At 66.0% G+C, this 21440-nt stretch carries 19 protein-coding genes and 3 tRNA genes; 15 read left to right on the forward strand and 7 right to left on the reverse strand.

Annotated features, from left to right (window positions below; genetic code table 11):
• Positions 1 to 34 precede the first annotated feature (34 nt).
• From dapF to hslU, 5 genes are all read left to right on the forward strand, one after another.
• Positions 35 to 847, forward strand: a complete 813-nt coding sequence (gene dapF / locus ABB25_RS02105) for a diaminopimelate epimerase (RefSeq protein WP_244477734.1) — start codon at positions 35 to 37, stop codon at positions 845 to 847.
• The gene (locus ABB25_RS02110; RefSeq protein WP_057663047.1) at positions 844 to 1515 is read left to right on the forward strand and encodes a DUF484 family protein; all 672 of its coding nucleotides are present in this window, start codon (positions 844 to 846) and stop codon (positions 1513 to 1515) included. The genes dapF and ABB25_RS02110 overlap by 4 nt, the downstream gene beginning before the upstream one ends.
• The gene (gene xerC / locus ABB25_RS02115) at positions 1515 to 2432 is read left to right on the forward strand and encodes a tyrosine recombinase XerC (protein WP_057663050.1); all 918 of its coding nucleotides are present in this window, start codon (positions 1515 to 1517) and stop codon (positions 2430 to 2432) included. The genes ABB25_RS02110 and xerC overlap by 1 nt, the downstream gene beginning before the upstream one ends.
• A 123-nt stretch (positions 2433 to 2555) precedes the next feature.
• On the forward strand, positions 2556 to 3107 hold the full coding sequence (hslV, locus tag ABB25_RS02120; protein WP_057663053.1) for an ATP-dependent protease subunit HslV: 552 nt from the start codon (positions 2556 to 2558) through the stop codon (positions 3105 to 3107).
• Positions 3108 to 3163: 56 nt separating this feature from the next.
• A complete protein-coding gene (gene hslU, locus ABB25_RS02125) occupies positions 3164 to 4537 on the forward strand; it encodes an ATP-dependent protease ATPase subunit HslU (protein WP_057663056.1) in 1374 nt (457 codons plus the stop codon).
• Between the two features lie 72 nt (positions 4538 to 4609).
• Here the strand turns inward: hslU and ABB25_RS02130 are convergent, their stop codons facing one another.
• Positions 4610 to 5263 (reverse strand): TetR family transcriptional regulator, encoded by a 654-nt coding sequence (locus tag ABB25_RS02130; RefSeq protein WP_057663059.1) that lies wholly within the window; start codon positions 5261 to 5263, stop codon positions 4610 to 4612.
• Between the two features lie 212 nt (positions 5264 to 5475).
• Between ABB25_RS02130 and ABB25_RS02135 the strand changes: the two genes are divergently transcribed.
• The 3 genes from ABB25_RS02135 to ABB25_RS02145 are packed head-to-tail and all read left to right on the forward strand — an operon-like array spanning position 5476 to position 11212.
• The gene (locus ABB25_RS02135; RefSeq protein ID WP_057663061.1) at positions 5476 to 6657 is read left to right on the forward strand and encodes an efflux RND transporter periplasmic adaptor subunit; all 1182 of its coding nucleotides are present in this window, start codon (positions 5476 to 5478) and stop codon (positions 6655 to 6657) included.
• A gap of 12 nt (positions 6658 to 6669) precedes the next feature.
• Positions 6670 to 9807 (forward strand): multidrug efflux RND transporter permease subunit SmeE, encoded by a 3138-nt coding sequence (gene smeE, locus ABB25_RS02140; protein ID WP_057663064.1) that lies wholly within the window; start codon positions 6670 to 6672, stop codon positions 9805 to 9807.
• Positions 9800 to 11212: an efflux transporter outer membrane subunit gene (locus ABB25_RS02145; RefSeq protein ID WP_057663068.1), complete on the forward strand. Its 1413-nt coding sequence runs from the start codon at positions 9800 to 9802 to the stop codon at positions 11210 to 11212. The genes smeE and ABB25_RS02145 overlap by 8 nt, the downstream gene beginning before the upstream one ends.
• 73 nt (positions 11213 to 11285) lie before the next feature.
• Here ABB25_RS02145 and ABB25_RS02150 read toward each other — a convergent pair whose 3' ends face one another.
• Positions 11286 to 11741, reverse strand: a complete 456-nt coding sequence (locus ABB25_RS02150) for a nucleoside deaminase (protein ID WP_057663071.1) — start codon at positions 11739 to 11741, stop codon at positions 11286 to 11288.
• 133 nt (positions 11742 to 11874) lie between these two features.
• On the opposite strand from ABB25_RS02150, the gene ubiE reads away from it, so the two are divergent.
• The 6 genes from ubiE to ABB25_RS02180 all read left to right on the forward strand — a co-directional run bounded on the left by ubiE (position 11875) and on the right by ABB25_RS02180 (position 17198).
• Positions 11875 to 12639 carry a bifunctional demethylmenaquinone methyltransferase/2-methoxy-6-polyprenyl-1,4-benzoquinol methylase UbiE gene (gene ubiE / locus ABB25_RS02155; RefSeq protein ID WP_057663074.1) on the forward strand — a complete coding sequence of 255 codons (765 nt, stop codon included), beginning with the start codon at positions 11875 to 11877 and terminating at the stop codon, positions 12637 to 12639.
• A gap of 111 nt (positions 12640 to 12750) precedes the next feature.
• The gene (locus ABB25_RS02160; RefSeq protein WP_057663077.1) at positions 12751 to 14682 is read left to right on the forward strand and encodes a M1 family metallopeptidase; all 1932 of its coding nucleotides are present in this window, start codon (positions 12751 to 12753) and stop codon (positions 14680 to 14682) included.
• Positions 14683 to 14983: 301 nt separating this feature from the next.
• A complete protein-coding gene (locus tag ABB25_RS02165; protein ID WP_057663082.1) occupies positions 14984 to 15376 on the forward strand; it encodes a hypothetical protein in 393 nt (130 codons plus the stop codon).
• 16 nt (positions 15377 to 15392) lie between these two features.
• Positions 15393 to 15992 (forward strand): GTP-binding protein, encoded by a 600-nt coding sequence (locus ABB25_RS02170; protein WP_152980926.1) that lies wholly within the window; start codon positions 15393 to 15395, stop codon positions 15990 to 15992.
• Between the two features lie 26 nt (positions 15993 to 16018).
• Positions 16019 to 16411 (forward strand): roadblock/LC7 domain-containing protein, encoded by a 393-nt coding sequence (locus tag ABB25_RS02175; protein WP_160319399.1) that lies wholly within the window; start codon positions 16019 to 16021, stop codon positions 16409 to 16411.
• A gap of 52 nt (positions 16412 to 16463) precedes the next feature.
• Complete coding sequence (locus ABB25_RS02180) at positions 16464 to 17198, forward strand: hypothetical protein (RefSeq protein WP_057663093.1); 735 nt, start codon at positions 16464 to 16466, stop codon at positions 17196 to 17198.
• Between the two features lie 10 nt (positions 17199 to 17208).
• On the opposite strand, the gene ABB25_RS02185 is transcribed toward ABB25_RS02180, so the two are convergent.
• From ABB25_RS02185 to ABB25_RS02205, 5 genes are all read right to left on the reverse strand, one after another.
• Positions 17209 to 18594: a GGDEF domain-containing protein gene (locus tag ABB25_RS02185; RefSeq protein WP_057663096.1), complete on the reverse strand. Its 1386-nt coding sequence runs from the start codon at positions 18592 to 18594 to the stop codon at positions 17209 to 17211.
• A 137-nt stretch (positions 18595 to 18731) separates the two neighbouring features.
• Positions 18732 to 18807: transfer RNA gene (locus tag ABB25_RS02190), tRNA-Thr, on the reverse strand.
• Positions 18808 to 18826: 19 nt separating this feature from the next.
• Positions 18827 to 18902 (reverse strand) — tRNA-Thr (locus ABB25_RS02195).
• 20 nt (positions 18903 to 18922) lie between these two features.
• Positions 18923 to 18998, reverse strand: a tRNA-Thr gene (locus tag ABB25_RS02200).
• 59 nt (positions 18999 to 19057) lie between these two features.
• Entirely contained in the window at positions 19058 to 19990 is a 933-nt protein-coding gene (locus ABB25_RS02205; protein WP_057663100.1) for a carbohydrate kinase family protein, read from the reverse strand.
• A 296-nt stretch (positions 19991 to 20286) separates the two neighbouring features.
• On the opposite strand from ABB25_RS02205, the gene ABB25_RS02210 reads away from it, so the two are divergent.
• Complete coding sequence (locus ABB25_RS02210) at positions 20287 to 21333, forward strand: rod shape-determining protein (RefSeq protein ID WP_057637081.1); 1047 nt, start codon at positions 20287 to 20289, stop codon at positions 21331 to 21333.
• Positions 21334 to 21440 lie beyond the last annotated feature (107 nt).

Raw genomic sequence — 21440 nt, forward strand, 5'->3', positions numbered from 1 at the left:
GGCCGTGGCCAGCCAGGCGTTGCGCTTCAGCAAGATGCACGGTGCCGGCAATGACTTTGTCGTCATTGACCTGCGCCATGGCCAACCGGCTCCCGATGCCGCCCTGGTGGCGCGGATGGCACATCGACATACCGGCATTGGCTGCGACCAGCTGTTGACCATCGAGCCGGCGCTGTCCCCTGCGGCGGTGGCGTCCTACCGGATCTGGAACAACGATGGCAGCCTGGCCGGGCAGTGCGGCAATGGCGCGCGCTGTGTGGCGGCCTGGCTGGTGCGCGAGGGTTCGGCGCCACGTGCCGATTTCATCATCGACAGCCCGGCCGGCGAGCATGCGGTGCGCTGGATCGATGATGGTCACTTTGAAGTCGACATGGGCGCGCCGCGCTTTGCCCCTGGCCGGGTACCGCTGCTGGGATTTCCGCATGAGCGCGATGAATACCTGGTGTCGGTGGCCGGTGAGAGCCTGCGCCTGGGTGCGGTATCGATGGGCAACCCGCACGCGGTGCTGGAGGTCGGCCTGCTCGACACCGCGCCGCTGGAGCGGATCGGCCCGCTGCTGCAGCAGCACCCGAGTTTTCCAGAGTCGGTCAACGTCGGCTTCGTGCAGGTGCTGGCGCCGGATCATGCGCGCCTGCGGGTGTATGAACGTGGCGTGGGCGAAACCCTGGCCTGTGGCAGTGGTGCCTGTGCCGCCGCGGTGGTGCTGATGCGGCGCGGGCGGCTGGCGCGCCGGGCACGGATCGAATTGCCGGGCGGAAGCCTGCAGATCAGCTGGGAAGATGACGCCGCGCCAGTAAAGATGGCCGGTCCGGCAGCATTTGTCTTTGACGGGGAGTGGATCGGATGAGCGAAACCCAACCGGCGCTGGCCGGGCATGAAGTGGCGGCGTGGTTGCGCCGTCACCCGCAGTTCCTGCAGCAGTATCCGGACCTGGCGATGAGCCTGGTGGTGCCGCGCCAGGATGGCCAGGCCGCCTCCCTGGTTGGGTATCAGCTGGAAATCCTGCGCGAGAAGAACCGCGATCTGTCCCGCCGCCTGCATGAGCTGGCCAGCAATGCGCAGGTCAACGAGCAGCTGGCCATGCGCACCCACCAGCTCACGCTGGTCTTGATGCGCCAGCGCACGGCCGCCGACACCCTGAAGGCGATGGCGGCCAGCCTGGCCGAGGATTTTGCCGGTGACCAGGTGTCCATCGTGCTGCTGCAGGCGGTGGAGGACCTGCCGCAGGTACCGTGGCTGCAGGTGATTGCCGCCGACGATCCGCGTCTGGAGGTATTTGCCGATGCGCTGGCCAGCGGCGAGCCGCTCTGTGGCCGCCTGTTGCCGGCACGCAATGCGCTGCTGTACCGCGAGCAGGCCGGCCAGGTGCAGTCCAGTGCGTTGCTGCCACTGCCGGGGCTGGGGTTGCTGGCCATCGGCAGTACCGACCCCAATCGCTTCTACCCGGGCATGGGCACCGTGTTCCTGCACATGATGGCGCAGTCACTGCTCACCGCGCTGGCACGTTTTCGCTGATGCACCAGGCCGTGTCGGCCACCGTGGCCCCGGTGGCAGCCTTCCTGGCCCACCTGCAGCTGGAGCGTAATGCCTCCCCGCATACCCTGGCCGCCTACCAGCGTGACCTGCAGGCCCTGCAGCAGTGGGCCGGGCAGCAGGACATCACTGATGTGCTGCAGCTGCAGGCCGAGGACCTGCGGGCGTTTGTTGCCGCCGGCCACCGTGCTGGCCTGTCGGCCAGGAGCCTGCAGCGCCGGCTGTCGGCCTGTCGCAGTTTCTATGCCTGGCACCTGCGTCACGGACGGATTGCGGCCAGCCCGGTAGCCGGCATCCGCGCGCCCAAGGCCCAGCGCAAACTGCCCCAGGTACTCGATGCCGACGAAGCGGTGCAGCTGGTTGAACTGCCCACCAATGCCCCGTTGGGTCTGCGTGACCGTGCCTTGCTGGAGCTGTTCTATTCCTCCGGCCTGCGCCTGAGCGAAGTCTGCGCGCTGCGCTGGCGTGACCTGGATACCGCCACGGCCCTGGTCCAGGTGCAGGGCAAGGGCCGGCGTGAGCGCCTGGTGCCGGTGGGCTCGCATGCACTCAACGCGCTGGCCCAGTGGCGCGCCGACAGTGGTGGTGCCGATGAGGCGCCGATCTTTCCCGGCCGCAACGGCGGGCCGATCAGCCAGCGCGCCATCCAGCTGCGGATCAAGCAGCTGGCCCAGCGCCAGGGCCTGTTCAAGCACGTCCACCCGCACATGCTGCGGCACAGCTTCGCCAGCCACATCCTGGAATCCTCCGGTGACCTGCGCGGGGTGCAGGAACTGCTCGGCCATGCCGACATCGCCACCACCCAGATCTACACCCACCTGGATTTCCAGCACCTGGCCAAGGTCTACGACGCCGCGCATCCGCGTGCGCAACGAGTGACAGAGCGCGACATCGAGTAGCTGTCAATGCACTGGGAGCAGCGGTGCACTGAACGGATTCTGTACCCTGCGGTGCTGGGTGGGGGAGTGGCTTGAATCATCGCCGGCGTGCCCCATCTTTGGAATTCACCACGGAGTACCGCGATGGATCCCAGCCAGAACCCTTCTGTTTTTCATGCCACCACGATCTGCTGCGTGCGTCGCGGCGACAAGGTGGCCATTGCCGGTGACGGCCAGGTCACCTTGGGCCACACGGTGATGAAGGGCAATGCCCGCAAGGTCCGTCGTCTGGGCCGTGAGGGCCAAGTGCTGGCCGGTTTTGCCGGTGCCGCGGCCGATGCGTTCACCCTGTTCGAGCTGTTCGAGGCCAAGCTGGAAAAGCACGGCCAGCTGCAGCGTGCCGCCGTGGAACTGGCCAAGGACTGGCGTACCGAACGCCGTCTGGGCAAGCTTGAAGCCCTGCTCGCGGTGGCCGACCGCGAGACCTCGCTGATCATCAGCGGCACCGGCGATGTGATCGAGCCGGAAGACGGCATCATCGCCATCGGTTCGGGCGGCTCCTACGCCCTGAGTGCGGCGCGCGCGCTGCTGGCGCACACCGAACTGGATGCCCGCAGCGTGGCCAGCGAGGCGATCAACATCGCTGGCGGCATCTGCATCTACACCAACAAGAACGTGGTGGTCGAGGAGCTGTAAGCCGTACGGCTTGCTGCTGCCTACAACCCCACGTTGCTGTTAGCCAGGAATTGCCCATGAGCACCAAGATTGAAATTTCCTCCGCCTCGATGACCCCGCGCGAGATCGTGCAGGAACTGGACCGTCATATCGTCGGCCAGCAGGAGGCCAAGCGTGCGGTCGCCATTGCCCTGCGCAACCGCTGGCGGCGGATGCAGCTGCCGGCCGAACTGCGCAACGAGGTGATGCCCAAGAACATCCTGATGATCGGCCCCACCGGCGTGGGCAAGACCGAAATCGCCCGCCGCCTGGCCACCCTGGCCAATGCGCCGTTCGTCAAGGTCGAAGCCACCCGTTTCACCGAGGTCGGCTATGTCGGCAAGGATGTCGAGCAGATCATCCGTGACTTGGCCGACACCGCGGTCAAGCTGTACCGCGAGCAGGCCAAGGTGCGCGTGCGCACCCAGGCCGAGGAAAAGGCCGAGGACCGTATCCTCGATGCACTGCTGCCCCGGCGCAGCGTCGGCCTGGGTTTCGATGCCGAGGCGGCGCGCAACGAGCCGTCAGCCGCCGACAGCGAGACCCGGATCAAGTTCCGGCGCATGCTGCGCAATGGCGATCTGGACGAGCGCGAGATCGAACTGGACCTCAGCGCCAATGTCTCGATGGACATCATGACCCCGCCGGGCATGGAGGAAATGGGCCAGCAGCTGAAGTCGATGTTCGCCAACCTGGGCGGCGGCAAGAGCCACAAGCGCACGCTGACGATCAAGGCCGCGCGCCCGCTGTTGATCGAGGAAGAGGCTGGTCGCCTGGTCAACGAGGAGGATATCCGCGCCGCCGCGATCGAGGCCTGCGAACAGCACGGCATCGTGTTCATCGATGAAATCGACAAGGTGGCCAAGCGCGGTGACAACGTCGGTGGTGGCGATGTCAGCCGCGAAGGCGTGCAGCGCGACCTGCTGCCGTTGGTGGAAGGCTCCAATGTTTCCACCAAGTACGGCACGGTCAAGACCGACCACATCCTGTTCATCGCTTCCGGCGCGTTCCACCTGGCCAAGCCTTCGGACCTGATCCCCGAGCTGCAGGGCCGTTTCCCGATCCGGGTCGAGCTGGGGGCGTTGAGCAAGGACGACTTCGTGCGCATCCTGACCGAACCGAAGGCGGCGCTGACCCGGCAGTATGTCGCGCTGATGGGCACCGAAGGGGTGCAGATGTCCTTCACCCCGGAGGCGGTCGAGCGTCTGGCCGAAATCGCCGCCCAGGTCAACGAGCGGCAGGAAAACATCGGCGCCCGTCGCCTGCACACGGTGCTGGAACGGCTGCTGGACAGGCTCAGTTTCGAGGCGCCGGACCGCGATGGCCAGCAGGTCACCGTGGACCGCGATTACGTCGACAGCCACCTCGGTGAGCTGGTCAAGGATCCGGACCTGAGCCGTTACATCCTGTAACCGGCGTCAGCGCCAGACACCACAACGGGGCGGCCGCACAGGTCGCCCCGTTGCTGTGGGGGATGGGGCTGCTCAGGCCGGAGGTGTCGGCGGTTGTCCGGGGACAAAGCTGTCGGCGGTGACCAGGGCGCCGAGCAGGGCATCCAGTGCGGCCATGCCGTCACGGTGCATGTCGATCGAGCCGGGCTGGAAGATGCTGTTGTAGAGCACCCCGGTCAGGGTGATGTGGAGCAGACGTGCGGCATGCTCGGCGCTGACCCCGGGGCGCAGCTGGCCCAGAGCGTGGGCCCGGTTGAAAGCGCTGATGATGCGCGCGTTGCAGTCGCGAAAACCCTCGGCATGGGTCTGGCGCAGGATCTGGCTGTCGCTGGACAGGTCATTGCGCAGCATGATCTCCAGCAGGCCGCGCAGGCGCGGGCTGGCTTCCAGTTCCATCCACGAGTTGAGGAAGACCGCACGCAGATCCTGCACCGGGGTGTTGCGGCTGCCGGAGGAGGCGCGTTCGAGTTTCTGCAGGAACGGCACCCGGCAGCGGGTGATTACCGCGGCGAGGATTTCGCCCTTGTTCTTGAAGTGCCAATACACCGCGCCACGCGTAAACCCCGCGCGTGCGGCGATTTTCTCCAGCGAGGTATTGGCGATCCCGCTTTCTTGGAAGCAGGCTTCGGCGGCATCGAGGATGCCGTCGCGGGTGGCCAGCGTTTCCTCTTTGGTCTTGCGTGCCATCGGAAAGTGTGTGCAGTTTCAAGAATGAACAGATGCAGAGTCTACTCTGTAACAAACAGTCATGCATGTATGTATACTGACGCACTTGTCCCAGCAGGGGTGGGGGGAGGTTTTCCCCAGACCCCGGAACCACTTGGTTTCACTGGGCACATGGTCATTTTTTGGCATTGTGCCCGCGACATGCCCAATTTCCCCTTGCGAGCATTTTTCTCATGTTGCCTCCACGTTTTCGCACCGTTGTCCTGTCCCTGGCACTTGCCGCGGCGCTTGCCGCCTGTGGTGGAGCCGAGCAGGGCGGTCCGCAGCAGGGCCCCGGCCAGGTCACGGTAGTGACCCTCAAGCCCGAGACCGTCAATCTGAGCCGCGAGCTTCCCGGGCGCACCTCCGCCTACCTGGTGGCTGAAGTCCGTCCGCAGGTCAGCGGCATCATTGCCCGCCGGTTGTTCACCGAAGGAACCGAGGTCAAGGCCGGGCAGGTGCTGTACCAGATCGAGGACGCCAGCTACCGGGCGATGGCTGCCAGTGCCCAGGCCCAGGTGCAGCGCGCCACGGCCAATGCCGAGCAGGCACGGCTGGCGGCACGCCGCATCAGCGAGCTGGCGCAGGTCAATGCGGTCAGCGCCCAGGAGAATGAAAACGCGCAGGCCGCGTTGAAGACGGCCGAGGCAGATCTGGCCAGCGCGCGCGCAGCGTTGCAGCAGGCCAATGTGACCCTGGGCTACGCACGGATCACCGCGCCGATCAGTGGCCGGATCGGCAAGTCCTCGGTGACCCAGGGTGCGCTGGTGACCGCCAACCAGGCCGATGCGCTGGCCACGGTGAACCAGCTTGATCCGATCTATGTTGACCTGACCCAGTCGGCCGCCGAGCTGATGCAGCTGCGCCGTGAACTGGCGGCGGGCAAACTGCAGGCCAACAACCAGATGCCGGTCAAGATCCTGCTCGAGGATGGCAGCACGTTCAACCATGATGGCGTGCTGGAGTTTTCCGAAGTCAGTGTCGACCCGGCGACCGGCAGCTTTGGCCTGCGGATCAAGGTGGACAACCCCGAGGGCGTGCTGATGCCGGGGATGTATGTGCGCGCCGTGGTGGGCACGGCGACCCGCGAGCAGGCGTTGCTGGTGCCGATGCAGGGCGTGCAGCGTGATCCCAAGGGCGCTACCAGTGCGATGGTGGTGGATGCCGAAGGCAAGGTCGCAGTGCGGCCGATCCAGGTCAGCCAGACGGTTGGCGACAAGTGGCTGGTCGAGGGCGGCCTGGCTGCCGGCGACAAGGTCATTGTCGAAGGCCTGCAGAAGATCGGCCCGGGGATGCCGGTCAACGCCACCGAAAAGGGTGCCCAGCCGGCCGCTGCAGCTGCCGCGCCGACCGCCGCCCCGGCCGACGCGAAGTAAGCGGAGAATCCCATGGCACGTTTCTTTATTGATCGCCCCATCTTTGCGTGGGTGATCGCGATCATCATCATGCTTGCCGGCCTGCTCTCGCTGCTGCGCCTGCCGATCTCGATGTACCCGGAAGTGGCTCCGCCAGCTGTTGAAATCCGCGCCACCTACCCGGGTGCGTCGGCCAAGGTGGTGGAAGACTCGGTGACCCAGATCATCGAGCAGAACATGAAAGGCCTGGATGGCCTGCTGTATTTCTCCTCCAACAGCGCGGCCAACGGCATGGCCACCATTACCCTGACCTTTGCCAGCGGCACCGACCCGGACATTGCCCAGGTGCAGGTGCAGAACAAGCTGCAGCTGGCGATGCCGCTGCTGCCGCAGGCGGTGCAGCAGCAGGGTGTCAACGTGGCCAAGTCCTCCAGCAGCTTCCTGCAGGTGGTGGGCTTTGTCTCCGAAGACGGTTCGATGAACGCCAATGACATTGCCGACTATGTCGGCTCGACGATTGTCGACCCGATGAGCCGGGTGCCGGGCGTGGGCAACATCCAGGTGTTCGGTGGCAAGTACGCCATGCGCATCTGGCTGGACCCGGGCAAGCTGCACACCTACCGGTTGTCGGTGGATGAAGTGGTCGCTGCGGTGCGGGCACAGAATGCCCAGGTGGCCATTGGCCAGCTCGGCGGCGCGCCGTCGGTCGAGGGCCAGCAGCTCAACGCGACCATCAACGCCCAGGAGCGGCTGCAGACCCCCGAGCAGTTCCGTGACATCGTGGTGCGCAGCACCGCCGATGGTGGCCAGCTGCGCCTGGGCGATGTGGCCCGGGTGGAGCTGGGTGCGGAAACCTACGATTTCGTCACCCGTTACAACGGCAAGCCGTCCACCGGTATTGCCATCACCCTGGCCACCGGTGCCAACGCACTGGATACCGCCGAGGGCGTCAAGGCCACCCTGGCCGAGCTGGAAAAAGACTTTCCGGCCGGCTTGAAGGCGGTGGTGCCGTATGACACCACCCCGTTCGTGAAGGTGTCGATCAAGGGCGTGGTCAAGACCCTGATCGAGGCGATCGTGCTGGTGTTCCTGGTGATGTACCTGTTCCTGCAGAACTTCCGCGCGACCCTGATCCCGACCATCGCGGTACCGGTGGTGCTGCTGGGTACCTTCGGTGTGCTGGCTGCGCTGGGCTTCTCGATCAACATGCTGACCATGTTCGCGATGGTGCTGGCGATCGGCCTGCTGGTGGACGATGCGATCGTGGTGGTGGAAAACGTCGAGCGCATCATGGCCGAGGAAGGCCTGTCGCCGCTGGAGGCCACACGCAAGTCGATGGAGCAGATCACCGGCGCGCTGGTCGGTATCGGCCTGGTGCTGTCGGCGGTGTTCGTGCCGATGGCCTTCATGGACGGCTCCACCGGTGTGATCTATCGCCAGTTCTCGGCCACCATCGTCTCGGCGATGCTGCTCTCGGTACTGGTGGCCATCGTGCTGACCCCGGCGCTGTGCGCAACCATGCTCAAGCCGTTGCCCAAGGGCGAGCATCATGTGAAACACACGGGTCTGGCCGGCCGTTTCTTTGGCTGGTTCAACCGCAGCTTTGACAACACTTCGGGCAAGTACCAGCGCGGTGTGCGCGGGATCCTGGCACGCCCGGGCCGCTTCATGGCGGTGTTCGCTGCGCTGGCGGTGGTGATGGGCGTGCTGTTCGTGCGCCTGCCCAGCTCGTTCCTGCCCAATGAGGACCAGGGCATCCTGATGGCGCTGGTCTCCACCCCGGTGGGCGCCACCCAGGAGCGCACGCTGGAATCGATCGCCAAGCTGGAAAACCATTTCCTGGAGAACGAAGCGGAGCTGGTGGAGTCGGTGTTCTCGGTGCAGGGCTTCAGCTTCTCCGGCATGGGCCAGAACGCCGGTATGGCCTTCATCAAGCTCAAGGACTGGGAACAGCGCCCGGATGCCGACCAGCAGGTCGGCGCGGTAGCCGGCCGCGCGATGGGCGCGCTGATGCAGATCAAGGACGCCTTCATCTTTGCCTTCCCGCCGCCGGCGATGCCGGAGCTGGGTATCGGCAGTGGTTACAGTTTCTTCCTGAAGGACATGACCGGCCAGGGCCACGAGGCGCTGCTCAATGCCCGCAACCAGCTGCTGGGAATGGCCGGACAGAGCCCGCTGCTGGCCAATGTGCGTCCCAATGGCCAGGAAGATACCCCGCAGCTGCGTCTGGATATCGATCCGGCCAAGGCTGGCGCGCATGGCCTGAGCATGGCGGCGATCAACAGCACGCTGTCGGCGGCCTGGGGTTCGAGCTACATCGATGACTTCATCGACCGTGGCCGGGTCAAGCGGGTGTTCGTGCAGGCGGACAAGGATTTCCGCATGACCCCGGAAGACTTCCAGCTGTGGTCGGTGAAGAACAATGCCGGGCAGATGGTGCCGTTCAGCTCCTTTGCCACCTACCACTGGGACTACGGTTCACCGCGTCTGGAGCGCTACAACGGCGTCAGTGCGGTGGAGATCCAGGGTGAACCGGCGCCCGGCGTGGCCTCGGGCGATGCCATGGACGAGATCGAGAAGCTGGCCAGCCAGTTGCCGCCGGGCTTTGCGATCGAATGGACCGCACTGTCCTACCAGGAGCGTGCGGCCGGCAACCAGACCCCGCTGCTGTACGCGCTGTCGCTGCTGATCGTGTTCCTGTGTCTGGCCGCGCTGTATGAAAGCTGGACGGTGCCCACCGCGGTGCTGCTGGTGGCGCCGTTGGGCATCCTTGGCGCGGTGCTGGCCAATACCCTGCGTGGCATGGAGCGCGACATCTACTTCCAGGTGGCGATGCTGACCACCGTTGGCCTGACCTCCAAGAACGCGATCCTGATCGTGGAGTTCGCCAAGGAAAACCTGGAGAAGGGAGCGGGCGTGATCGAGGCGACGATGCATGCGGTACGTGACCGTCTGCGTCCGATCATCATGACCTCGCTGGCTTTCGGCCTGGGTGTGCTGCCGCTGGCGATTGCTTCCGGTGCCGGTTCCGGTGCCCAGCGCGCCATCGGTACCGGCGTGCTGGGTGGCATGATCCTGGGCACCGCGCTGGGCGTGTTCTTCATCCCGCTGTTCTTTGTCGTGATCAACCGCATGTTCAACCGCAAGCAGAAGGACGCCAGCCATGACTAAGTTCAAGATCACCGCACTGGCGGCGGCCCTGGCCTTGGCCGGCAGCGGCTGCGCGATGCTCGAGCCGCGGCTGCCGGCGGCCCAGGCCGATATTCCGGTCAGCTGGCCGATGCCCGAGCAGGGCAAGGTGCCGGTGGCCGATGCAGTGGCAGTGGCCGATGTCGGCTGGCGCGACTTCTTTGCCGATGAGCGCCTTGAGCAGGTGGTAGCCCAGGCGCTGGAAAACAACCGTGACCTGCGGGTGGCCGTGCTCAACGTCGAGCGCGCCCAGGCCCAGTACCGCATCGTGCGCGCCGACCGCCTGCCGGCGCTGGGCGTGACCGGGCAGATGGAACGCATCGGCGGCGATGTGCCGGTCAGCGAGCAGTACAGCGTCAACCTGGGCGTGGCCGCGTTCGAGCTGGACCTGTTCGGCCGCGTGCGCAACCTCAGCCAGGCGGCGCTGCAGGGGTACCTGGCCACCGAACAGAACCAGCGCGCGGCACAGCTGGCGCTGATTGCCCAGGTAGCCGGCAGCTGGCTGGCCCTGGGCGCTGACGAGCAGGCGCTGGCCATTGCCCGCGACACCCTGGCCAGCTACGAGGAATCGTTGGCGCTGAGCCAGAAGATGTTCGATCTGGGTGCGACCTCGGCCCTGCAGCTCAACCAGACCCGCACCCTGGTCGAATCGGCACGCGCCGATGTGGCCCGCTACAGCGGCCAGGTGGCCCAGGGACGCAATGCGCTGGCGTTGCTGGTGGGCCAGCCGGTGGACAGCTCGCTGCTGCCGACCCGGCTGGACATCGGCAGCAGTGGCGTGGCCGCACTGCCGGCGGGCCTGCCTTCGGAAGTGCTGCTGCGGCGTCCGGACGTGATGGCCGCCGAGCACAGCCTGCGCGGTGCCAACGCCAATATCGGTGCGGCGCGGGCGGCGTTCTTCCCGTCGATCCGGCTGACCGGCGCCATCGGTAGTGCCAGTGGCGAGCTGTCGGGCCTGTTCGAGTCCGGCACCCGGGTGTGGAGCTTCATGCCGCAGGTCAGCCTGCCGATCTTCCAGGGCGGCAGGCTGCGCGCCAACCTGGGCATGGCCACGGCCGAGCGCGACATTGCCCTGGCCAACTATGAGAAGGCGATCCAGGCCGGATTCCGCGAGGTGGCCGACGCGCTGGCCCTGAGCCAGACGCTGGCCGAACAGCGCACGGCGCTGGAAGCGCTGGTGGCTGCCGCGCAGCAGGCCCACGACCTGTCCCAGGCGCGTTATGACGCCGGCATGGACAGCTTCCTGGTCCTGCTCGATGCGCGTCGCAGCCTGTATTCGGCCCGCCAGGGGCTGGTGGCGGTGCAGCTGGCCGAACAGGCCAACCGGATCAGCCTGTACAAGGCGCTGGGTGGGGGCTGGGTGGAAACGGCCGGCACCACGCCGTAACCACGCCGGGTTCATGCAAGGAAAAAGGCCGCCTGCAAGGGCGGCCTTTTGTGTTGCAGGGCGCCGGCCGTGGTCAGTCCTCGCCGATGTCCTCGTTCCACAGCGCCGGGTGGGCGGTGGTGAAGCGCTCCATCATCTCGATGCAGCGCTCATCGGCCAGGTCGATGACCTTGACCCCGGCCTCGCGCAGCCAGTCGATGCCGCCGGCAAAGGTGACCGACTCGCCCACCACCACGGTGCCGATGTTGAACTGGCGCACCAACCCGGAGCAGTACCAGCACGGGGCCAGGGTGGTGACCATGATGGTGTCGCGGTAGGAGCGCTGGCGGCCGGCCTTGCGGAAGGCATCGGTCTCGCCGTGGATGGACGGGTCGCCTTCCTGCACACGACGGTTGTGGCCGCAGCCCAGCAGCCGGCCATCGTTGTGATACAGCGCCGCGCCAATCGGAATCCCGCCCTCGGCCAGACCGATGCGGGCCTGGTCGATCGCCGTTTCCAGCAGGGCGCGGTAGTCGGGGGTGGTGATCATGTGCCAATCCTTCAGAGGTCTGGCGGCAAGTGTGCCCGATTGCGCCGCCGCTGTTGCAGCACGGTTTGCCTGCGCTGTGCTATCACTGCCATCTCGCGGCCCACGGGCCGGCCTGCAGTGCGATAATCCCCCCATGAGCCAATCCCCCTACGAAAGCGGTACCACCCACTTCGGTTTCCGTGATGTTGCGGCCAAGGACAAGCAGAAGCTGGTCGCAGAAGTGTTCACCTCGGTCGCCGGCAAGTACGACCTGATGAACGACCTGATGAGCCTGGGCATCCACCGTGCGTGGAAGCGCTATTTTGTCGCTACCGCACAGGTCAAGCCCGGTGATCGCGTGCTCGACCTGGCCGGCGGCACCGGCGACATTGCCGCGCTGCTCAAGGACCGGGTCGGCAAGGACGGCTACATCGTGCTGGGCGATATCAACGCCGGCATGCTCACCGTCGGCCGCGACCGCCTGCTCAACCGCGGGCTGGTGTTCGGCCTGGATTACGTCCAGCTCAATGCCGAGGCCTTGCCGTTCCCGGATGCCAGCTTTGACCTGGTGACCATTGCCTTCGGCCTGCGCAATGTCACCGACAAGGACAAGGCGCTGGCGGAGATGTACCGCGTGCTCAAGCCCGGCGGACAGGCGCGGGTGCTGGAGTTTTCCGAAGTCACCGCCGAGTGGTTCAAGCCGATCTACGACTTCCATTCGTTCAAGGTACTGCCCAGGCTGGGCAAGCTGTTTGCCCATGGTGACGGCGACAGCTACCAGTACCTGGCCGAAAGCATCCGCAAGCATCCGCCGCAGGAAGAGCTCAAGGCGATGATGGCCGGCGCCGGTTTCGAGCGCTGCCACTACAAGAACCTGTCGGCCGGCATCTGCGCCATCCATTCCGGCTACAAGCTGTAAGGCGCTGTAGCGGCGCCGGGTTGTCAGCAGCGGGCCTGCGGATCGGGCCCGTTGTTATTTGGCCCGGCACGGGACGCTACACTTGGGGTTTTCCACAAGTTGGGTTGACCCATGCGTTCTACGTCCCTGATCCTGCCGCTGGCCATTGCCCTGGTGCTGGGCACTGCCGGCTGCAGTGAATCGACCAGCGCACCGGCCGCGCCGGCCGCCGCCAGCAGCCAGGCAGCCATGAGTACGGCACGCAGCCACGACGAAAGCTCCTATGCGCAGCCGGAAAAGGTGGTGATCACCGATCTGGCGCTGGACCTGAAGCTGGATTTTGATGCCCGGCAGATCAGCGGTACCGCCACCTATACCCTGGACTGGAAGCAGCCCGATGCCGATGCGCTGGTGCTGGATACGCGCGAGCTGAACATCAGCAAGGTCGAGGCGATTGCCGCAGACGGCAGTGCCAGCGAGCTGGCGTTTGCGCTGGCGCCTGCCGACAAGGTGTTCGGCAGCAAGCTGACCATCACCGCGATCAGCCAGCCGCAGACCGTACGCATTACCTATGCCACCGCACCGACCGCTTCGGGCCTGCAGTGGCTGGAGCCATCGATGACCGAAGGCGGGAAGCTGCCTTTCATGTTCAGCCAGTCGCAGGCGATCCATGGTCGCTCCTGGGTGCCACTGCAGGACACCCCGGGCGTGCGTTTCACCTACAGCGCCAAGGTGGCCTCGCGCCCGGACGTGATGGTGCTGATGAGCGCGGACAACGACCCGGCAGCGGTGCGTGACGGTGTGTACGAGTTCACCATGCCGCAGCCGATCCCGTCCTACCTGCTGGCCATCGCCGCCGGTGACCTGGTGTTCAAGCCGGTGTCGGCGCGTTCGGGCATCTGGGCCGAGCCGACCATGGTCGACAAGGCGGCGGCCGAGTTCGAGGACACCGAGAAGATGATCGTGGCCAGTGAAAAGCTTTACGGCGAGTACCGCTGGGGCCGCTACGACATGCTGGTGCTGCCGCCGTCCTTCCCGTTTGGCGGGATGGAAAATCCGCGGCTGACCTTTGCCACGCCCACCGTGATCACCGGCGACAAGTCGCTGGTCTCGCTGATTGCCCATGAGCTGGCGCACAGCTGGTCGGGCAACCTGGTGACCAACTCCAGCTGGAAGGACATCTGGCTCAACGAGGGTTTCACCAGCTATGTGCAGAGCCGCATCATCGAGGAGGTCTACGGCAAGGAAATGGCCGAGATGGAGCGGATGATCGACCAGGCCGGCCTGCGCGAGGAAATGCAGACCACGCCGAGCGCACAGCAGCGGCTGGCGCTGGCCCCGCTCGGTGAGCTGGACCCCGACGAAGCGCTGTCCAGCGTGGCCTATGACAAGGGCGCCTGGTTCCTGCAGTTCCTGGAGCAGCGCGTCGGTCGCGCGGCGTTCGATACCTTCCTGCGCGGCTGGTTTGACAGCCATGCCTTTGGCAGCACCGATACCGACACCTTCCTGGCCTACCTCAACAGCGAGCTGCTGGCCAAATACCCGCATGCGGTCACCGCGCAGGAGCTGGATGAGTGGATCAACCAGCCCGGCATTCCGGCCAGCGCACCGAAGGCGGTGTCGCGCAACTTTGCCATCGTCGACAGTGCACGGATCGCGCTGCAGGGCAGTGGCCAGCTGCCGAGCAAGGAAATCACCGCCAACTGGGTCACCCAGGAGTGGGTGCATTTCATTACCGGCCTGGGCCAGACCCAGGACGTGGCGCTGCTGGCGCAGCTGGACCAGGCGTACCAGTTCTCCGGTACCAGCAACGGTGAAATCGCCATGCGCTGGTACCCGCTGGCCATCCGCAGTGGTTACAGCCAGGCGCTGCCGCAGGCGCAGGCCTTCATCGAGAAGGTCGGCCGGCGCAAGCTGATCATGCCGATCTACGCCGAGCTGGTAAAAACCTCGGCCGGTCTGGAAGCGGCCACGGCCAGTTTCGAGCGGGCGCGTGCCGGTTACCACCCGATCACCACCAGCTCGGTGGCGGCGTTGCTGGCGCAGGCCCGGCCGGCCGACTGAGGCGCTTGCCAGCACTGCGGCTGGTTGCAACGGCGGGCCGCACGGCCCGCCGTTGTTGTTTCCAGGACAATACGTGTGTTGGTGGACGCTGCAACGGATGGTCTTTTGTGTGAAACTCGGGTGAATAACGTCATCTATTAATGACAAGCTTTGCTGCAGCCATCGGGGGCGGTTGGGCGGCAGATGGGCAAAGAGAGGATTCTTGTCTGGGGTGGTTGTGATGAGGGCTGAGGCTGCGCCAACCGGCGCGTATGGGCAGATCAGGCCGGGGGCCTGGCAGTTGTGTGGGCCCGAGCATGGCTTGCCCGGGGGGCTGGTGGCGCCAGCGGGCACCGATGAGGCCGGCCAGTGGTCGCTGTTGCGGCCACAGCTGCTCTACCTGATCCGCTGGCCCGACCCGGCCGGGGTGCCGGAAACACTGGGCTGGGGCAATACCGCACGGGTCTGCGCGTTGCTGAGCCGGCGCCAGAGTGCGGGCTTTCTGGTCGGTCAGTTGCTCGGGATGGAACCGGCGCTGTGCCAGCAGATACTGCTGCTGCTGTGGCGGCAGGGCTGCCTGCAGGCGATTGCGCCGGGGGTGCTGGGCGAGGCGGCCGCGGTGGCGCCAGCTGCCAGCGATCCGACGCCGACCACGCCGGCCGGGTCGTTCATTGTGCGGCTGTGGCGGCGGCTGGCCGGGCTGGGGCAGCACTAGGTCAGGAGGCGGATCGATGGAATGGAATATTGCCTTCATGGGCGCGGTGGGTTCGGGCAAGACCACGGCCATTGCTGCGGTCAGTGATATCGACTGCCTGGATACGGAAGTTGCCTATTACGAGGGTGGGCCGCAGAGCAAGCCGACCACCACCGTTGCCTTGGACATGGGCGTGCTCGAGCTGGGCCAGGGCGACCGCCTGCGCCTGCAGGGCGCGCCCGGCCAGCAGCGTTTTGATTACATGTGGGAAATCCTGCTGCTGCAGGCGCAGGCCGTGGTGGTGCTGGTGCATGCCGGGCCACAGGCGCAGGCGGAGCTGGATTTCTACCTGGGCCAGGTACACCAGCTGATGGCCGCGCAGGGGCGTTCGGTGCCGATCGTGGTCGGCGTGACCCATGTGCAGAACCGGGCAGTGGACCTGCATCTGGATTCGGCGGCAGCCTGTCCCTGCCATCAGTGCCGGCCGCCGATCCTGCCGGTGGATGCGCGCCAGCGCGCCAGTGTGGTGCAGCTGCTGCAGGTGGTGACCGCGCTGCTGGAAGTCAGCGTTCGCCAGCCCGAGCCGGCCCTGCATCGCTGGCTGGGGCAGGCCGGCGCAGGCGTGGTCATGCAGTAACGGCGGCAATGCCAAGGAGAGGGGAGATGTTGAATCCGGCAATGGAAAAATCCGCGCGGGCCATCCTGCGCCAGTTGCAGGGCAGTGAGCCCAACATCCAGGCGCTGGCCTGGGTGGATCGTGCAGGCCAGGTGGTCACCGCCCTGTTTGACAACGGCAACCAGGACCGGGTCGGGGCGATGAGTGCCTCGCTGCTGGCGCTGTCGGCGGCCGCCAGTCGCGAGGTGGCGCTGGGAGCGTTGAACCAGGTGATTCTCAACGGCGCCAACGGCACGATGCTGCTCACCGGGGCCGGCAAGGACCATGTGCTGCTGATTGCCGCCGGTACCCGGGTCAACCTGGGCCGGCTGTTGCTGCATGCGCAGTCCATGAGCAGCCGCCTGGCCGAGCTGGAGCAGCAGTCGGCGACGCTGGCATGAACGCCTGCGCTGGCTACACTGCAGCAACCTTTGTCCGTGAGTGCGCTGTGCGATGAAAACGATGACCCTGTCGGCCCTGTTGTGTACTTCCGTTCTGCTGGGGTGCTCGGACCCCGAGGCCGAGCGTGCCCGGCAGCAGGCGGCAGCGGCGGCAGAAAACGCGCGCAAGGAGCAGGAGGCGGCGGTGATTGCCGGCCATTTCGAACAGGCGGTCAGTGCCGGGGATTGGGACCGGGCGCGTCTGCAGGGGGTCTCGCTGGCTGACCAGTACCCCGATACTGCCGCCGCCGCCGCGGTGGCCCCGCGCATGGACGAGGTGCGGCTCAAGGCCGAGGCCGCGCGCGAGCTGCGCCGCCTGCGCGCGCTGTGGCATTACAACCAGGTGGCTGCAGGCAGTGGCCTGCAGAAGTCAGCCGCCATCTACGCCATGCAGCCGGTGGATGTGGATGGCAGCGGCGCCAAGCCGGTGCAGCTGGTGTTCCGCGACCATCCGCAATGGAAGCAGCATGCCTACCTGGTGCTGCAGGCTGGTGATTTCCGCTGCCCCGGTGGCTGCCAGGTCAAGGTCCAGGTCGACGATGGCCCGGTGCGTTCGATGGCTGCCTGGCGCCCGGACACCGACGAGGCGATTGCGATGTTCATCACCGACCACCGGCAGCTGTGGAAAAGCGCAGCCGGAGCGGGGCGCCTGAGCATCGAATTCCCGGTCAAGGCCGGCGGCACCCGCACTGCGGTGTTCGAGACCAAGGGGCTGGATACCACCACCCTGCCGGCACGCTGGAACTGACCCCGGCCGCTCAGGGCGCCACCACCACCCGGTTGCGTCCGCTGTTCTTGGCGCGCTGCAGCGCCTGGTCGGCGGGGTGCAGCGCGGTATCGACATGGCGCTCGTCATCCTCGCCCAGTGCGGCCACGCCGATGGACACGCTGACGGCCAGCGGCGGCAGGCCGGGCAGCAGCACGAAGGGTTCTTCATCGATGCGCTGGCGCAGCTGCTCGGCCACCTGCCGGCTGCTGGCCAGATCCGCCGCCGGCAACACCACCGCAAACTCCTCGCCGCCGAGGCGGCCCAGCAGGGCGCCATCGGGCAGGCTGGTGCGCAGCCGTTGCGCTACTTCGCGCAGCACCAGGTCACCGGCGGCATGGCCGTGGTGGTCATTGATCTGCTTGAACAGGTCGATGTCCAGCATCAAGGTGCCGATGCTGTGGCCGGTGTCCTGCAGCAGCGTGGGCAGCTGGCTGAAAAAGCCGGCACGGCTCAGCAGCCCGGTCAGGCCGTCATGTGCGGCCGCATGGTGCAGTGCCTTGAGCATGCGTTCGCGCGAGGCATTCATTGCCGAGACCAGAAGCACGGGCACGGCCAGCAGGGCCACGCCGGTGCGCAGGGAAACGATGTCGCCCAGCTCCGGATCCACGGATCCCAGCTCCAGCAGGCCGATGGCCACGGCGTACAGCGTGCCGATGCTGGTGATCAGCAGGCACAGGGCTGCCAGGCCTTGCCGATAGCGCAGCGCGCACCACAGCAGCGCCGGCAGGGTAAATGCCAGTGCGCCGGCACCGTCTGCCCACATTGCCAGCAGCGCACTGGCTGCCAGGGCAAGCAGCGGTGCCCAGCGCCAGAAGCGCGGAGCGGCTGGTGGCAGCAGGCTCTGCCTTGAACTGGTCAGCAGGATCGCTGGCAGCAGTGCCATGTACCAGACCAGTTCGGCGGAAAACCAATACAGCAGCGCCTGGCCATGGCTGGCATCGAGCAGGAACGTGGTGGCAGGCATGGCCACCAGCGCAGAGGTCCATGCCGCGCTCAGGCTGGCCAGCAGCAGCATCAATACCGAAGCCGGGCCCAGCAGCAGGCGGTTGAAATGCGGGCTGTGGCGCAGCAGGGTGTAGCCAACGGCGACCCCGGCCAGGTTGGCCGCCGCCATGTGCACGGTGAGTTCCACGCTGCTGCCGGTGACCAGGTCGGCGGCGAGGTACGCCAGTGCGGCGCAGCTCCAGCCGAGTACGCCAGCCAGCCGGCGTTGCCGCAACAGCCAGCCCAGCAGCAGGGCATTGGCCGGCCAGATCACTGCCAGCAGGTTGTCCGGACGGCTGAAGATGCCCAGCAGGCAGGCGCCGAAGAGGCTGGCACTGAACAGCAGCAGCGTGCCGGTGCCAGGCTGACGGCTGCGGGAAAACAACTGCATGCGGCCCCTTTGAGGTCAGTCAATGGCCGCAGTATGCGGCCACGGCACGCCCGGGTCGAAATTCCAGCGGGTTTTCCGGGTGCAGGCATGCTGTGCAGTCATGCCGCGCCGGCGCAAGCGGCGCCAGTTGCCCGCGATGGTGCTCACGAAAGGAATCGAACCTTCGACCTCCTCCTTACCAAGGAGGTGCTCTACCGACTGAGCTACGTGAGCATGAGTGCCCGGGTGTGCATGGTGCTCACGAAAGGAATCGAACCTTCGACCTCCTCCTTACCAAGGAGGTGCTCTACCGACTGAGCTACGTGAGCATGGAGTGCCCGGGTGCGCATGGTGCTCACGAAAGGAATCGAACCTTCGACCTCCTCCTTACCAAGGAGGTGCTCTACCGACTGAGCTACGTGAGCGCTGCGCGCTCCTGCCTGCGCGCAAAGCGCCAAACAAGGAGCGGGATTCTAGCAGGAAATTACAGCGAATAGCCGAATTGCTGCTTGAATTCCTCATTGAACTGGGCGAAATCAAAGCACTGGTTCTGGGTGCCCGGATGCTCGACCTTCAGCGCACCCATCAGGTTGCCCATGCGGCCGATGGTCAGCCAGTCGTAGCCGTTTTCGATGCCGAACAGCAGGCCGGCGCGGAAAGCATCGCCGCAGCCGGTCGGGTCGGTGACACGGCGTTCGTGCGCCGGCGGGATGTCGTAGCTCTTTTCCGGGGTGTGGATGACCGCACCCTTCGGGCCCTTGGTGGTGATGTAGGCCTTGACCCGCGAGACGATCTGCTTTTCGTCCCAGCCGGTGCGCTGCTGCAGCAGGTTCGACTCGTAGTCGTTGACCACGACAAAGTCGGCCTGCTCGATGAAATCACGCAGCTCCGGGCCGTTGAACAGCGGCATCGCCTGGCCGGGGTCGAAGATGAAGGGGATGCCGCATTCGCGGAATTCGGCCGCGTTCTGGATCATGCCCTCGCGGCCGTCCGGCGAGACGATGCCGATGGTCACGCCGGGCACGTCACGCACGTGGTTCTCGTACGACCTGGCCATCGCGCCCGGGTGGAAGGCGGTGATCTGGTTGTTGTCGTGGTCGGTGGTGATGAAGGCCTGCGGGGTGAACATGTCATCGATCACCTTCAGCTGCGACATGTCGATGCCGCATTGCGCGAAGTGCTCACGGTAGGGGCCGAAATCCTGGCCGACGGTGGCCATTGGCACCGGGTTGCCACCCAGCAGCTTCAGGTTGTAGGCAATGTTGCCGGCGCAGCCGCCGAATTCGCGACGCATGGCCGGCACCAGGAACGACACATTCAGGATGTGCACCTTGTCCGGCAGGATGTGGTTCTTGAACTGGTCCGGGAACACCATGATGGTGTCAAAGGCGAGGGAACCACAGATCAGAGCGGACATCGGATAAAGCCTTTCGGGTGTATGGGGATGGGGCCTGTCGCACAGGCGCACGCAGACGGGCGCCCAATGGCGCCGTGGGGGGCATAGATTAGCGCGTGCGGCGGCATAGAACCAGAAGCGGGGTCTGAACCGGCGATGTCGGCGGTTTGTCTGAATGGGCGCAGCCCCGGGCTTGTGCAGCGATCCGCCTTGCTCGCCCAGAGGTGGGTTGTTAGGCTTGTCGGCCTTAGATTTCCGCCCGTTTTCTACGCCCGCTCCGGGCGCGGGCGCGATGCCCTCCAGGACCATCTCCCCGAATGTTCAAGAAACTGCGCGGCATGTTTTCCAATGACCTGTCCATCGACCTGGGCACGGCCAACACCCTCATCTACGTGCGTGGCCAGGGGATCGTGCTCAATGAGCCGTCCGTGGTGGCCGTACGCCAGGATCGTGCCATCGGTGGCACCCGCTCGGTGGCCGCCGTCGGTGCCGAAGCCAAGCAGATGCTCGGCCGTACCCCGGGCAACATCACCACGATCCGGCCGATGAAGGATGGCGTCATTGCCGACTTCACCTATACCGAGGCGATGCTCAAGCACTTCATAAAGAAGGTGCACAAGTCGCGTGTGCTGCGTCCGAGCCCGCGCGTGCTGGTCTGCGTGCCGGCCGGCTCGACCCAGGTCGAGCGTCGCGCGATCAAGGAATCGGCCGAAGAAGCCGGTGCGCGTGATGTCTACCTGATCGAGGAGCCGATGGCCGCCGCGATCGGTGCCGGCCTGCCGGTGTCCGAGGCACGTGGCTCGATGGTCATCGATATCGGCGGCGGCACCACCGAGGTGGCGGTGATCTCGCTCAACGGCATCGTCTACTCGGCCTCGGTGCGCATTGGTGGTGACCGTTTCGATGAGTCGATCACCAACTACGTGCGCCGCAACCACGGCATGCTGATCGGCGAGGCCACCGCCGAGCGGATCAAGGTCGAGCTGGGCTGTGCCTACCCGCAGGCCGAGGTCAAGGAGCTGGAGATCTCCGGCCGCAACCTCGCCGAGGGCGTGCCGAAGATGATCAAGATCAACTCCAACGAGGTGCTCGAGGCCCTGCACGAGCCGCTGTCGGGGATCGTCTCGGCGGTCAAGCTGGCACTGGAGCAGACCCCGCCGGAGCTGTGCGCCGACGTCGCCGAGCGCGGCATCGTGCTCACCGGTGGTGGCGCGCTGCTGCGCGACCTGGACCGCCTGATCAGCGAGGAAACCGGCCTGCATGTGCAGGTGGCCGATGATCCGTTGACCTGCGTGGCCCGCGGTGGCGGGCGTGCGCTGGAGCTGGTGGATATCGACGGCAACGAATTCTTTGCGCCTGAATAAGCGGCGGTTGTCCGCTGATGCTCCACACGCCCCTGTATTCCGTGTCATTGCCGGCCCTGCGCCGCCTGGATGATGCGGGTGCGGGGGCGTCTGGCCTGGTTACCCCG

Source organism: Stenotrophomonas koreensis, from assembly GCF_001431525.1.
Classification (GTDB): domain Bacteria; phylum Pseudomonadota; class Gammaproteobacteria; order Xanthomonadales; family Xanthomonadaceae; genus Stenotrophomonas; species Stenotrophomonas koreensis.

Excerpts from the sequence above, each read along its gene's own strand:
- dapF (WP_244477734.1), top strand. The coding sequence starts at position 35 with ATGCACGGTGCCGGCAATGACTTTGTCGTCATTGACCTGCGCCATGGC.
- ABB25_RS02110 (WP_057663047.1), top strand. The coding sequence starts at position 844 with ATGAGCGAAACCCAACCGGCGCTGGCCGGGCATGAAGTGGCGGCGTGG.
- xerC (WP_057663050.1), top strand. The coding sequence starts at position 1,515 with ATGCACCAGGCCGTGTCGGCCACCGTGGCCCCGGTGGCAGCCTTCCTG.
- hslV (WP_057663053.1), top strand. The coding sequence starts at position 2,556 with ATGGATCCCAGCCAGAACCCTTCTGTTTTTCATGCCACCACGATCTGC.
- hslU (WP_057663056.1), top strand. The coding sequence starts at position 3,164 with ATGAGCACCAAGATTGAAATTTCCTCCGCCTCGATGACCCCGCGCGAG.
- ABB25_RS02130 (WP_057663059.1), bottom strand. The coding sequence starts at position 5,263 with ATGGCACGCAAGACCAAAGAGGAAACGCTGGCCACCCGCGACGGCATC.
- ABB25_RS02135 (WP_057663061.1), top strand. The coding sequence starts at position 5,476 with ATGTTGCCTCCACGTTTTCGCACCGTTGTCCTGTCCCTGGCACTTGCC.
- smeE (WP_057663064.1), top strand. The coding sequence starts at position 6,670 with ATGGCACGTTTCTTTATTGATCGCCCCATCTTTGCGTGGGTGATCGCG.
- ABB25_RS02145 (WP_057663068.1), top strand. The coding sequence starts at position 9,800 with ATGACTAAGTTCAAGATCACCGCACTGGCGGCGGCCCTGGCCTTGGCC.
- ABB25_RS02150 (WP_057663071.1), bottom strand. The coding sequence starts at position 11,741 with ATGATCACCACCCCCGACTACCGCGCCCTGCTGGAAACGGCGATCGAC.
- ubiE (WP_057663074.1), top strand. The coding sequence starts at position 11,875 with ATGAGCCAATCCCCCTACGAAAGCGGTACCACCCACTTCGGTTTCCGT.
- ABB25_RS02160 (WP_057663077.1), top strand. The coding sequence starts at position 12,751 with ATGCGTTCTACGTCCCTGATCCTGCCGCTGGCCATTGCCCTGGTGCTG.
- ABB25_RS02170 (WP_152980926.1), top strand. The coding sequence starts at position 15,393 with ATGGAATGGAATATTGCCTTCATGGGCGCGGTGGGTTCGGGCAAGACC.
- ABB25_RS02175 (WP_160319399.1), top strand. The coding sequence starts at position 16,019 with ATGTTGAATCCGGCAATGGAAAAATCCGCGCGGGCCATCCTGCGCCAG.
- ABB25_RS02180 (WP_057663093.1), top strand. The coding sequence starts at position 16,464 with ATGAAAACGATGACCCTGTCGGCCCTGTTGTGTACTTCCGTTCTGCTG.
- ABB25_RS02185 (WP_057663096.1), bottom strand. The coding sequence starts at position 18,594 with ATGCAGTTGTTTTCCCGCAGCCGTCAGCCTGGCACCGGCACGCTGCTG.
- ABB25_RS02205 (WP_057663100.1), bottom strand. The coding sequence starts at position 19,990 with ATGTCCGCTCTGATCTGTGGTTCCCTCGCCTTTGACACCATCATGGTG.
- ABB25_RS02210 (WP_057637081.1), top strand. The coding sequence starts at position 20,287 with ATGTTCAAGAAACTGCGCGGCATGTTTTCCAATGACCTGTCCATCGAC.